8 protein-coding genes are annotated in these 14,820 nt (G+C 30.0%); all 8 read left to right on the forward strand.

From position 1 onward, the window contains the following. Positions 1-11: 11 nt before the first annotated feature. The 8 genes from IPH62_13245 (at position 12) to IPH62_13280 (ending at position 14,812) form a co-directional block, all read left to right on the forward strand. Complete coding sequence (locus IPH62_13245) at positions 12-1,778, forward strand: peptidyl-prolyl cis-trans isomerase (protein MBK7106240.1); 1,767 nt, start codon at positions 12-14, stop codon at positions 1,776-1,778. Positions 1,779-1,780: 2 nt separating this feature from the next. Then, complete coding sequence (locus tag IPH62_13250; GenBank protein ID MBK7106241.1) at positions 1,781-4,117, forward strand: hypothetical protein; 2,337 nt, start codon at positions 1,781-1,783, stop codon at positions 4,115-4,117. Positions 4,118-4,154: 37 nt separating this feature from the next. Continuing rightward, a complete protein-coding gene (locus tag IPH62_13255) occupies positions 4,155-6,038 on the forward strand; it encodes a leucine-rich repeat domain-containing protein (protein ID MBK7106242.1) in 1,884 nt (627 codons plus the stop codon). A 185-nt stretch (positions 6,039-6,223) separates the two neighbouring features. Then, on the forward strand, positions 6,224-6,811 hold the full coding sequence (locus IPH62_13260) for a hypothetical protein (protein ID MBK7106243.1): 588 nt from the start codon (positions 6,224-6,226) through the stop codon (positions 6,809-6,811). Positions 6,812-6,882: 71 nt separating this feature from the next. Then, on the forward strand, positions 6,883-7,884 hold the full coding sequence (locus tag IPH62_13265; GenBank protein ID MBK7106244.1) for a caspase family protein: 1,002 nt from the start codon (positions 6,883-6,885) through the stop codon (positions 7,882-7,884). A 20-nt stretch (positions 7,885-7,904) separates the two neighbouring features. Next, positions 7,905-9,866 carry a tetratricopeptide repeat protein gene (locus IPH62_13270; GenBank protein ID MBK7106245.1) on the forward strand — a complete coding sequence of 654 codons (1,962 nt, stop codon included), beginning with the start codon at positions 7,905-7,907 and terminating at the stop codon, positions 9,864-9,866. 40 nt (positions 9,867-9,906) lie between these two features. Then, complete coding sequence (locus tag IPH62_13275) at positions 9,907-12,297, forward strand: glycoside hydrolase family 127 protein (protein ID MBK7106246.1); 2,391 nt, start codon at positions 9,907-9,909, stop codon at positions 12,295-12,297. Positions 12,298-12,328: 31 nt separating this feature from the next. Next, complete coding sequence (locus tag IPH62_13280; GenBank protein MBK7106247.1) at positions 12,329-14,812, forward strand: glycoside hydrolase family 95 protein; 2,484 nt, start codon at positions 12,329-12,331, stop codon at positions 14,810-14,812. Positions 14,813-14,820: the final 8 nt, after the last annotated feature.

A 14,820-nucleotide genomic window follows, 5' to 3' on the forward strand; every position in this document is an offset into this window, starting at 1 on the left:
GTTTTTAAGTTATGCCTTTTTACAAAGCAAAACACGTGTTGAAATTAAGGAAATATCTTATACTTATAATTTTAGCTTTTATAATTTTAAGCTGTATTAATAATAATGCTAATTCTTCTGAAGACGAATTAATAATTGCCAAAATTGGTGAAGATTATATTGTTAAATTAAGTGATTTGAAGCAATATATTAAAGACTGGAATTACAACCAAAAATTTAGAGACAAAGAAAAAGTTTATAAAAATGCACTAAATGATTTAGTAACCAACCAACTGAAAAGATTTGATTTCTTTGATAGAAAATTAGATCAAAACAAAGATTTAATGAGCAAAGAAAGACGTTTAATAAATAGTGAAATAATTAATTCATACTTCGATAAAAAATTTGCTTCAAAATATGTAAATGATAGTGCTGCCGCTAAAGCTTATAAGGAAATGGATAAAGAAGTTATCTGCAATGATATTTTATTACCTATTCCCGAAAATACATTTCAACAAAAACTTGATTCACTAAAAGCAATAGCTTTGGAAATTGAAAATTATATTAGTAATAATTTAAACATAGATGAGCTTATTAAAAAATATTCCCTTCAAAATACTTTAGTAAGCGCACAAAAAAATTATACTTGGTCGCAAAGTATGAATGATCCTTTGGCTTTTGTTGCGTATCAATTGCAAATTGGTTCTACGCAAGTGCTGTACAATATTGATGGATTTCATATTTTAAAAGCGATCGACGCAAAAAAAATAAAATTAGAACCTTTTGAAGAAATGAAAGACGCAATTATTTCTGATCTTAAAAAGGGATATTATCAAACATACAATGATGAGTACAGTGATTTTAGGAAAAATCTTATAGATTATAGCTCTATTATATGGAATGAACGAGGTCTGGATCAAATTGTTAAGTGGTCAAATACCGATAAATTCTTTGGCGAAGCTTATAAAGATACAATGCAAAATGCAATTTCAAACGGTAACAATTTTGAAATTCTAACATATAACAAAGGTAAAGTTGATTTAAAAGAATTCCTTAGACTTCTTGATGAAGTTGTAATTTTAAATCCAAATATCCAATTAAATCCCAAAAGTGTAAAAGATTTTATTTCAGAAGCAGTGTATGATGATAATGTTGTTAAGGCTGCGCAAAAAATTGGATTGGAAGAAAAGATAATTAATCCATATACGGATAATTTAGTTGTTAAAAGTAAATTGTCTTATTTATACAACCAGGCAATTATTGAAGGAAATATTCCGGAAATCACACCAGAAACTTTAAAGAAATTTTACGATGAGCAAAGAGATTCAATATTCTATCAACTAAAAAAAATAAATCTTTATACAAGAATTTATTCCGATAAAGAAAAAGCTGAGAAGGAAATTGAAGATATAAATAGTGGTATTCCATTTGAAAAAATTTCTAATAGATGGTTTGTTAAAACATATATACGTGAACGTGATGGCTCCCTAAAATCATTTAGAAGTATTGAACCGCCATATTTGGCTGAAGCTGCTTTTAAATTGGAGTTAAACGAAGTTGCTGGACCAATTGAATTTGATGATGTCGAAAAGGGAAAACAGTTTGCCGTTATAAAAGCAATTAACATTATGCCGGAAAAACAGCTCACATTTGATGAAGTTAAAGGAAAAAGAATAGAAGAAGAATTTAAAAATTATTATCGTCAAAAAATTTCGGATGAAGTTAATGCAAAGCTGATGAAGAAATACAATGTTAAAATTTATGAAGATGTATTATCTCAGGCAATAAACGCTAAATAGAGATGAACAATTCTAAAATTGTAAATTTAAATATCTTATTAATCTCAGCTGTAGTTATTTGTTTTGAAATTTTATCCACAAGAATTTCTTCGGTAATATTCGTTCAGAATTATGCATTTATAATTTTATCATTATCTATTTTAGGTCTTGGTACTGGCGGAATTTTTTCCTTTTACAAAATAAAACCAGATGAAACGAAAAGTGAAAATCATAAGATATTTAGCTTATACATTTCACTTACCGGAGTTTCATTAATATTTTTTATTATAGTTGTAATTCTATTCTCGATAACAAATCCGTACATTTATTTTTCTCTTCTGTTTTTACCATTTTTTTTTGCCGGAATAGTTTACTCAGAATTTTTTAAAAACTTTGCAAATTCCGGATATAAAATTTATGCCGCTGATTTAATTGGCGCGGCGTTGGGTTCTATTATTTCAATTTTTATTTTCATTTTTTTTAATGCACCAAATGCTGTTTTATTTCTTGCGATAGTTTTAGTTTTTTCTGCAGCTAATTTTTTTGTTGTTGAAAGAAATAAACTCTTGCTGTATTACTTTAGTCTTTTGTCAATTGCAATTTTGTTAACTGTTTTTGGGAAAAATGAATTCCTTGGAAAAATTCCTATCGGTAATTATCCGGAAAAAGACTTTTATCATATTTTAGATAATTCAAATATTACACCGGAAATAGTTGAAAGCAAATGGAGTATAAATGGAAGATCGGATTTAGTTGAATTTGAAAATCAAAGTTACGTAAAACATTTACTTATTGATGGTGCCGCCGGAACGCAAATGTATGAATTCAATGGAAACATTGAAAACCATGACAAAATGCTAAATGATATACTGATTCGAAATTCAACAACAATTCCTCTTTTATTTTTAAAGAAAGAAGAAAAAGAAAATATGCTGGTTATTGGTCCCGGTGGTGGAAAAGAAATTCTTTCCGGGATTCTTAGTAATGTGCAAAATATTACCGGAGTTGAAATAAATCCGGATTTTGTAGATATAGTAAAAAAGTATAAAGATTTTAACGGCGGAATTTATACTGATTTTCCAAATGTGAAAATTGAAATTGCAGAAGGAAGACATTTTTTAAAGAGATCTGAGAAGTTTTACGATTTAATAATTTTAGCTCTTCCATCAACTGAACAATTCCAAATTATTGATGGAATTGCTTCCAACGAAAATTATCTTTTAACAGTTGAAGCAATTACAGATTATTTAAAAATTTTAAACCAGAATGGGCAACTGATTTTTACTGTTCATAACAAATGGGAACTTGTTAGACTTATTGTTACTGCTTTATATGCATTTAAAGAAAATGGAATAAGTTATTCAATTGCAGTTAATCATTTTTTAAGTATTGGAGATGAACATTCCCCAACTTTAGTAATTAAAAAATCCGCTTACACAATTGAAGAAATTAATAATATTATTAAAACTGCAAATACTTTTCCCGCAGATTTACCGAAGATTGCTTATTTACCATTTGTAAATATTCCGGGCAATAATCAAATTGAAAATATTCTTTTAAATACTCTTAAAGATGGCAGAAGTTCGCTGGAAGAATTAATTGCAAAGAATAGCTCTGATATTTCACCGGTGCTTGATGATAGCCCTTATTTTTACAAAGTTAAAAAAGGATTACCCGAAGATTTGAAATATCTACTAATTGCGGTATTGATCTTTGCAGTTTTATCGGTTGTTATTCCACTAAAGAAAATAAAATCTGTTTCGAAAAAAAATATTAAAATTAAAAAAGAAGAAAATGTTATTCTTCCGCTTTTTGTTTTTGTTAGCATTGGTTTTGGATTTATGGTTTTGGAAATTGCATTACTGCAAAAATTTATTCTTTATTTGGGTTCGCCAACAATTGCTTTGTCCATTCTTCTTGGTTCATTGCTTGTTGGTATGGGAATTGGAAGTTTTTTTGGCGGGAAAATATTTCCCGAAAATATTATAAAACGCCTTAAATGGATTTCCGGTTTGATTGTAATTACCGGAGTGATTTTATTTTTTATACATCCGTTAATTTTAAATCCGCTTCTTGTTTATGGATTAACATTTCGTGCAATTGTAAGTTTTGTTTTGTTACTGCCATTCGGATTTTTTCTTGGAATTCCATTTCCTACAGCAATACAATTATTGAAGCAGAAAAATTTTATAAAATATATTCCATGGATGTATGGTGTTAACGGAATTTTTTCAGTTCTTGGTTCGGTATCGGCAGTTATTCTATCTATGATTTTTGGTTTTACTTTAAGTTTTTTTACCGGATTAAGTTTGTACTTAATCATTTTTGTTTTTTTAAGCTCAAGAACTCATCAGATTTGATTGAATAAAAATTTAAATCAAAGACTTTGAATTTAAGATGAAAACACTTAAAATTTTATACTTACTAATTTTTATAGCAATGTTATTTGCAAAAAGTTTAACCGCCCAAACATTACATATTAGTGGAAATATATCAACGAAAACTGAAGTTGTGAAGAATGCAAAAATATCATTTATTGAAACAGATGATACCTCAAAGCGATACGAAGCATTTAGTGATGAATTCGGAAACTATAATATTGATGTAATTACTTCAGTAGAAAGCACGAAAAATCAATTACCAACAAAATTTGAATTGGGACAAAATTACCCTAATCCTTTTTCAAGTGAGACGGCAATTTCATATAAACTCAAAGAAAACTCAGATGTAAGCATTACAATCTATGATATGCTGGGTAGAGAAGTAAAAAAGTATCATGAAGGTCAACAAAATGCCGGTGTGCATGGAATAATTTGGGACGGAAGAAATAGTATCGGCGAGAAAGTTGCAACTGGTATATACTTTTATCGATTAAAAACTGGAAAAGAAACTATTGTAAATAAAATGCTTTTATCGAGAGAAGCAGACATAAAGAACAGTTTGAGTTTAAACCATCACTTTGTTTCGGCAAGCGAACTTAAAAAGGAATCAGGCAAACCAATAAGTTTTAAGTTAAAGATAGAAAATACAGCCAACACTGAACCAAGAATAGCTTGGAAGAAGATTGATAATTTACCAATAGAGAATGACACGACAATAAATATCTCCGTTAATAAGTTGCCGATTGCTAAAGCTGGTGAAGATGACAGTGTGAAAGTTGGGCAATATGTTACATTAGATGGTTCACAAAGTAAAGTAGGCGATGGAGATGTTCTATATTATGATTGGATACCTGATTCTACTAATCCGGCTGAAGTAAGAATTCTTTGGTCTGAAATACAGCCAAATGTTGCTTTTAGTTATCCAGGTACATACAAGTTTTCATTAGTGGTAAATGATGGTATTGCTGATAGTGAACCGGATGAAGTATTAATAGAAGTAGGTGAAAGGGGTGAAAGCAAATTTGAAGACGCTGTATTAGAAGCATATATACGATTTGAACTAAAAGATCCTAAAGGTGAACTTACCAAGGAGAAGCTGGAATCGATGACATCTTTTAATTCACTAGGAATATTTGGTGATGTAACTTCGTTAATTGGGATCGAGAATTGCATAAATTTTGAGATACTGAATTTAAGTTCAAATAAAATAACAGATTTAGAACCCTTATCTAGTTTAACAAAGCTTGAAGAGCTTAATTTAAATCAGAATCGAATTCTCGCGGATATTTCACCTTTAGCTAATCTGATAAACTTGAAAATACTAGATTTATCTACTAATATAATAGCAGATATTTCACCACTTAAGAATTTGACCCAATTAACATTTCTTTCTTTAGCATGGAACCCAATTACAGATATTGCTGCTTTGGAAGGGATGACGGAACTTCGTGAACTATATATTAATTATTCAGTTCAGAATGGTCCAAAATTAAAAAATACTCATGTCATCTCGAGATTAACAAAATTAGAAACATTATGGGTAGGCGATTATGATATTGAAGAAATATCTTTTGTTTCTACATTAACAAACTGTGATTACATGAGCTTAAATTTTAATACAGTTTCAGATATCACGGGGATATCCAATTGTAATAAGTTATATAAGCTTAAACTAGATAATAATAATTTAACTGATATTACACCTCTTGAAGAAGGCATGGAAAGTTTAAAATATCTTGATTTAGCTGATAATCAAATTACAAATATTGAACCATTGGTAAAGAACACTAATTTTGGACAAGGAGATTTAATATTTATAAATCGCAATCCATTAGATGAAATTTCAAAAACACAATATATACCGGAATTAAGAAACCGTGGAGTTGTAGTATCTTTTTAACTAATATGAAAAATGTAACATTTGTACAAATAATACTGGGAAGAAGCTGCTGCAACACATTTCTTCCCTTTTACAAACAAAATATCAAGGCTGTGCACCTTTAATGTTTACTGATTAAACGGCTTTGCCTTTTTGTTTGTGTCCAAAAATAAACAAAATAAAATCAAAACAAACGGAGGTTTAAAATGATTGTAAAATTCTTAAAAGTATTTCCATTGGTATTGTTTATAACCTTTTTTACATTAACATGCGTTCTAATTGCGCAAGATTCTGATAATCAACTTATTATAAGTCAGGTTAGTCTAAATAAAAAGGAAACAAACAAAAGTTGGCTAAAAATATTAAACCCAACAGAAAATGATCTTTTTCTGGAAAGATTCAGATTATCTCATATTAAAACAATTAATGTTTTACATAAAGAGACTAGTAAAAACGAAGGAATAAGGATTCCAACAGGAGGATCAATAATATTATGTACTGATGAAAAAACATTTACCTCATTATACGGTAAGAGAAATAATATTATTAATGTAAATGCTTTATCAATGGCAATAGAGGGTGGATTTTTAGCTATTAAAACAAAAGGGATTGAAGCAGCAAAGGGCTCCATAGTGCGTTACGGTAAAAGAGATCTGTCTTCAATAATTGAGCAACTTGCCGGCAGTCAAGTTATTGGTTTTTCTGATGACGGGAAAAGTTACATGCGTAAAATAGATAAAAAAGAATCTGAAATTGAGGTATGTGAATTTATTGATTCTTCGGATAGACCCTAAAAATTGAGTAATTAGTCTTTTCCATAAAAAAGGGAGAAAAAATGTTTAAAATTAAAAATAGTATATTAGTAATGATCTTGTTCAGTATAGTTCTAAAAGGACAAAGTATAGTATATCATGCTGTAATTGCTGGCATAGATAATTACAATGGAGTTGCAAATAATCTACAATACGCAGTACAAGATGCATATGATATGAAACAAACCTTAATAAATCATCAAGGTTTTTTAGCGGCAAATATTGAGTATAAAATTAATACTGACGCTAATAGCGATGAATTAAGTGACGATTTAGCATATATGCCACGCGGAACTGGAAAAACAAATTTATTCTTTTTTTCTGGTCACGGATCTACAGATGGAATTCTAACCTATCATAGTGATTTACCTCAATATCTTGCTCCCTACAATATTAATAGCTTTCTTGGTTATCAGGGTTTTAATCAATTCACTGCAATAATAGATGCATGTAATTCCGGAGTGTTTGTTGATGAAATGACAAATGGCGTAATTCTTTCTGCTTGCACAGCCAATCAAAATGCTTATGAATTAGCTTATTTAGAAAATGGTTGTTTTACAGAATTTATTATTGAAGGTTTAAGAAATAATGCTGCAGCAGATATAAATGGTATTCTTTCTGCTGAAGGTCTTTTAGGGTATACATTTTACAGAACCATTGGAGCTTCATGTGGCCAACAAGTTCCTCAGTTGAAGGATAATTACAGTGGCAAATTGGTGCTGAATAGTAATGTTCTAGCGAAAACACAGCAGTATAATCAAGAAGAATATCTTGTAGAAAACAATGAGCCATCAGAATATTATCTACATGCAAATTATCCAAATCCATTTAACCCGTCATCAACTATAAATTATATTGTAAAAGAAATAGGCAATGTAAATATTACAATTTATGATGCGCTTGGCAGAAAGGTAAAAGAATTAGTTAATGAAATAAAAGAACCCGGAAGTTATAATGTAAAATTTGATGGCTCGGACCTTGCAACAGGAATTTACATATACACTATGCGAGTGAACAACTTCTTTGAAAGTAAAAAAATGATTTTAAATAAATAGTACAGAAATTGCTTAAGAAAATGAAATTTAATTCAAAAATATCAAAAGAAATAAAAAAACAAATCTTTGCAGATAAAGATAAACTTTCTGCGCACGAAATCTCAAAGAAATATAATGTCCCCATTTTTGAAGTAAAAAAAATTATTAATGCTTCTGCAAAAAAAACGCCTAAATGGTTTTATGCAATTTTATTTTTTTTACCAATTTTATTTTTAATCCTTCTGGAAATATTATTGAGAAACATTAATTATGGTTATGATTTTACTCAATGGATAGATGCCGGCGAAGGTAAATATGTAATTAACTCAAACATTAGTAAAAAATATTTTACAAGTGGAGATTTCAATCCCACAACCAGCGAAGATTATTTTGATATACAAAAAAAGACAAATTCTTTCCGAGTATTTGTTTTAGGCGGAAGCAGTGCAGAAGGATATCCTTATAGTCCAATGGGATCATTTTCACGTTATGTTCGAAAAAGATTGGAATTGGTATATCCAAATACGCACATTGAGGTTGTTAATTTGGGTATGACAGCAGTAAACTCATATACAATACTAGATCTTTTCCCCGAAGTCTTGGATCAGCAACCCGATTTAATTTTAATTTATGCCGGACATAATGAATATTATGGAGCTTTGGGTGTTGGTTCGGTTCAATCATTTGGTTCTTCTCGAAATCTGATAAATTTAATATTATATCTAAATAATTTTAAAACTACTCAATTAGTTCGCAATTCAATTCAGTGGGTGACTTCATTATTTTTTTCATCAGAAAATATAAAATCATCCGGCACGCTGATGTCACAAATGGCAAATGACAAAAACATTATTTTAGATTCAGATGTGTATAATGCCGGACTTCAGCAGTTTAAAGAGAATTTTACGGACATTTTAACATTATGTAAAGAAAAAGGTGTTCCGGTAATTATTGGTAAGTTGGCAAGCAATTTAAAAGATCAAAAACCTTTTATTTCTGTTGCAACCCAAGGATATAAGAATACTGATAAAGTTTACGAAGAGGCTTGGGATAATTTTAAGAATGATAATTTTAAGAAAGCAGATTCTTTATTCAGATTAGCAAAAGATCTTGATGCACTTAGATTTAGAGCCCCTTCCAAAATGAATATGATAATTGATCAACTTGGAAAAGAATTTAATGTTGCGACTGTTCCGATTGATTCAATATTTAATTCTGAAAGTTCGGGCGGAATAGTTGGCGACAATTTAATTGTAGATCATCTTCACCCAAATGTTGAAGGATATCAACTAATTGGAAAAGCATTTTACAATTGCATGGAAAAGAAGGGATATCTTCCAAAAACAGAAAATGCAAATATACCATTTGCTAAACAAGATAGTTTAACGAAAGCAAATTTTGTATTTACAAAACTCGATTCAGCTATCGGCAATTATAATATTACACTTTTAAAACACAATTGGCCTTATGTTAAGAATAGTATTACAATGACTAAGTTTCAACACAAAGACTTTTTAAATATGCTTCAACCCAAGGATTTAACGGATTCTATTGCAGTTTACAAGATAGAAGGTTTATCTTGGACTGACGCACATTTACTTGCAGCTAAAACTTATTTGAGAAGAGATGATATTAAAAATTATTTGAAACATATAAATACAATTCTTTATCAATATCCGGTTCTAAAAGACTTTAATACTTTAATCACATATTTCTATAACCAAAAAAAAATAGATCTTGCTGATTATACTTCTACACGTGTTGGAATAATAGAATTATATAGAGAAAAATATGATGAAGCTATTAAACACTTAACCAAAACATACAATATCGATCCGAAAAATTCATTTGTATTGTATAATCTTTCTGTTGCATATTTCGAAAAAAGAGATTTAAAATCTGCATTGAGTATGATAAATAAATGTTTAGATGTTGATAAAAAAAACGAAGATGCAATTAAATTAAAACGAGAAATATTGAATCAACTTGAAAAAACTAATTAGGTAAAAGAAAAATTTAAATGAAATTTCTTGGATTAACAAAATGAAAAACAATTTAATAAAAAAAATGATTTTGATTTTAGCATTGTTAATTTCTATTTCTTCAATTTTAAAATCTCAAGAAAAATTATATCCAAATTTATTTCCATTACAAGATGTAAAATTACTTGAAGGACCTTTTCAACACGCACGCGATTTAAATATTAAAGTTTTGTTAGAATATGATGTTGATCGATTATTAGCTCCTTATCGTAAAGAAGCTGGTCTGAAACTTAAAGCTCCATGCTACCCAAATTGGGATGGATTAGATGGTCATGTCGGCGGACATTATTTAACTGCAATGGCAATGAATTATGCAGCCACCGGAAATCTTGAGTGTAAAAAGCGCATTGAATATATGCTTGCCGAATTAAAAATTTGTCAAGATTCAAACGCAATAAACAATACCGAATGGGGAGTTAATTATATTGGCGGAATGCCAAACAGCAAAGAGATTTGGAATAATTTAAAGAATGGAGAGTTTAAAGTTTACAAATCTTCTTGGGCTCCTTGGTACAATTTGCATAAAATGTTTGCCGGATTAAGAGATGCTTGGCTTTATACCGGAAATGAAATATCAAAAGAAATGTTTCTTGATTTTTGTGATTGGGCGATAAATATTACATCACAATTATCTGATGAACAAATGCAAATAATGCTTGATTCCGAACACGGCGGAATGAATGAAATTTTTGCAGATGCATATCAAATTACTAATGATGACAAATATATTAATGCTGCAAAACGTTTCTCTCATAATAAATTTCTTGATCCATTATCACAAAAAATAGATAATCTTGATAATACTCATGCTAATACACAAATTCCCAAGTTTATTGGTTTTCAACGAATTGCAGAAATTACCGGTGATAAAATATTTGCAGATGCTGGCAGTTATTTTTGGGAAACTGTTACAAAAAATCGAACACTTGTTTTTGGCGGTAACAGCAGAAAGGAGCATTTTCCTACAGTTAAAGCTTCAAAAGATTATATAATTGATATTGATGGTCCGGAATCATGTAATTCGTATAACATGCTTAAGTTAACAGAAGATTTGTTCCGAACATATAAATCTGCTAAGTATATTGATTATTACGAGAGAACACTTTACAATCATATTTTATCGACACAACATCCGGAACATGGCGGATACGTTTATTTTACTCCAGCACGCCCTAAACATTATAGAGTTTATTCAGCTCCAAACGAAGCAATGTGGTGCTGCGTTGGAACCGGAATGGAGAATCATGGTAAATACAATCAATTAATTTATACACATCATAATGATTCACTTTTTGTTAATCTATTTATCGCTTCAGAATTAAATTGGAATGAAAAGCAAATTAAAATAAAACAAGAAACCAATTTTCCATATGAAGAAAAGACAAAATTAATAATTACTGAAGGTTCATCTAAATTTAAAGTAATGATTAGATATCCATCATGGGTTAATGAAGGTGAATTAAAAGTTTTAATTAACGGTGAAACTTTTCCGGTGACGGCTTCTTCTTCATCATATTTTGCGATAGAACGTTTATGGAATATTGGTGATACAATTGAAATATTTTTACCAATGCATAATTCTATAGAAAGTCTGCCTAACGTTTCAGAATACATTGCATTTCTTCATGGTCCAATTCTACTTGGTGCTAAAACTGGGACGGAAGATTTAGCTGGATTAATAGCTGATGACGGACGTTGGTCGCAATATGCAAGTGGTAAAAGGTTGCCTTTAGATAAATCTCCAATCATAATTTCTGATGACATTAAGAATTTATCAAGCAAATTAATTCCGGTTGAAAATAAACCATTCACATTTAAAGATCCGGATTTAAATCTCATTAATCCTATTGAAATTATACTTGAACCATTTTTCAAAATTCATGATTCAAGATATATGATGTATTGGATGGCTTTAACAAATAGTCAATATGAATCGCGTATTGATTCTATTGCTGCAGATGAAAAAGCAAAACTTGCTTTGGAAAATCGTACTTTAGATTTTGTTGCTCCTGGAGAACAGCAACCTGAAACTGATCATTTAATACAAACTTCAAATTCTAGTACTGGAGTTTTTTTTGATGAATTTTGGCGCGATGCAAAAGACGGAGGATATTTCAGTTATAGTTTAGCAACAAATGGGGAAAATAATTTATCATTAATTGTACGTTATTATGGTTATGAATGGGGAAGCAGAAAGTTTGACATTTTTATTGATGATGAAAAATTAATAAGCGAAGATAATACCGGAAGATGGTATCAATCAGAATTTATAGATGTTGAATATAAAATTCCAAATTCTATGATAGAAGATAAAGAATTCGTTAGGATAAAATTTCAAGCTCTGCCGAACAGCACTGCCGGAGCAGTTTATTTTGTTAGGTTGGTTAAATAAAATGACCAAAATATTTTTTCAGAAGGATGAAATGAACTATCTAAAAAATAAAACAATACGATGCGCAATAAATGTAATTGTTTTGTCTTTTTTAAGCGTAGCAAATTTTTATGCACAAAGTGAAACTTTGTTAAAATTATGGTATGATAAACCAGCTAAACAATGGATTGAAGCATTGCCAATCGGTAATGGCAGACTTGGCGCAATGGTTTATGGTGATCCGCAAAATGAAATTATTCAATTAAATGAAAGTACAGTTTGGGCTGGGCAGCCTCATAGAAATGATAATCTCGAAGCAAAAGAAGCTTTACCGATTGTTCGCAAATTACTTTTTGAAGGGAAATCTAAAGAAGCGCAAGATATAATTAATCAAAAATTTATTAGTAAAAATTCTCATGGAATGCCTTATCAAACTGTTGGAAATTTAAATCTAACTTTTCCTAATCATTCTAATTACAAAAATTATTATAGAGAATTAAATATTGAAAATGCAATTTCCACAACTATATATGAAGTTGATGGAGTAACTTTTAAAAGAGAAATTTTATCTTCGTTTCCAGATCAAGTAATTGTTCTAAGAATATCAGCTAGTGAAAATGAAAAAATTAATTTTACTGCAACAATGAATCGTCCGACAAAAGTTGATGTGAAAACAATTGGTAATGATTTATTGATAATGTCCGGAATAACAACGGATTGCGATTCAATAAAGGGTGCATTAAAATTCCAAGCAAACGTAAAAATAAAAATTGATGGCGGAAAAATATTTTCCAATGATAGCAGTTTAACTATACAAAATTCAAACGAAGCAATAATTTTTATTTCGATAGCATCAAGTTATAAAAACTATAATGATATAAGTGGTGACCCAAATCTATTGGCTAATTCATATCTTGAAAATACTTTTACAAAAGATTTTAATCAAATTAAAAGTAATCACATTTCTGATTTTCAAAAATATTTTAATCGTGTTTCAATTGATTTAGGAATTACAGATTCTGTTAAAAATCCAACCAATATAAGAATTAAAAATTTTGCAAACGGAAACGATCCTCAACTTGCTTCACTATATTTTCAATTTGGAAGATATTTATTAATTTCTTCTTCACGTCCCGGAGGTCAGCCCACAAATTTACAAGGAATTTGGTGCAAAGATCTTTATCCGCCATGGGATAGCAAATATACAGTCAATATAAATACAGAAATGAATTATTGGCCTTCAGAGCCAACAAATCTTAGTGAAATGAATGAACCGTTCATTCAAATGATTAAAGAAGTTTCTGAGTCTGGAAGAAAAACTGCGAAAGATATGTATGGTGCAAATGGATGGATGCTACATCACAATACGGATTTATGGAGAATAACTGGACCAGTTGACGGAGCATATTGGGGAATGTGGCCTATGGCAAGCGCTTGGTTTTGCCAGCATCTATTTGAAAAATATGAGTATAGCGGTGATGAAAAATATTTGGCAAATATTTATCCAGTTATGAAAGGTGCAGTTGAATTTTATTTAGACTTTTTAATTGAAGAACTAAAAAATAAATGGTTAGTGGTTTCTCCCTCCAATTCTCCGGAAAATTCTCCATCGATTCATCCTGAATCATCTATATCTTATGGAACAACGATGGATAATCAATTACTATTTGATCTATTTTCAAAAACTATAAAAGCTGCAAAAATTCTGAAAACTGATAATAGATTTATTGATACGATGAATTCTGTTCTTGCAAAATTACCGCCAATGCAAATTGGTCAGCATTCGCAATTACAAGAGTGGATTGAAGATTGGGATAATCCGGAAGATAAACATCGTCATGTTTCACATTTATATGGTGCATTTCCCTCTAATCAAATTTCCGCATTCAGAACTCCGGAATTATTTGATGCAGCTAGAACATCCTTAATTTATCGAGGTGATCCTTCGACAGGCTGGTCTATGAATTGGAAAATAAATTTGTGGGCAAATTTCTTGGATGGAAATCATGCTTACAAATTAATCAAAGATCAAATAAATTTGGTTGAGAAAGATTCATTCGAAAAAGGCGGAACATATACTAATATGTTTGATGCGCATCCACCGTTTCAGATCGATGGCAATTTTGGATTTACTTCCGGTATTACTGAAATGCTTATGCAAAGCGATGATGGAGCAATTTTCATTTTACCGGCATTACCAAATGTTTGGGAAAATGGAAGCATTTCCGGACTTAGAGCGAGAGGCGGATTTGTTGTTGAAAAATTAGAATGGAAAGATAGTAAAATTGCAAATCTAATTATTAAATCAACAATAGGTGGAAATTGCAGAATCCGTGTTTATGATGAATTGAATTCAGATAATAATTTTTTGAAAATTGCTGAAGGAGAAAACAGTAATTCATTTTACCAAACACCTAAAAATAAAGCTCCGCTAATTTCAGATAAAGCTAAGCTGAATAAATTAAATATTAGAGAAACATTTTTATATGATATTCAAACTGAAGTTGGGCAGAGTTATGAATTCACAATTAAATAAATATAAAT

It is taken from the genome of Ignavibacteriota bacterium (assembly GCA_016708125.1).
Classification (GTDB): domain Bacteria; phylum Bacteroidota; class Ignavibacteria; order Ignavibacteriales; family Melioribacteraceae.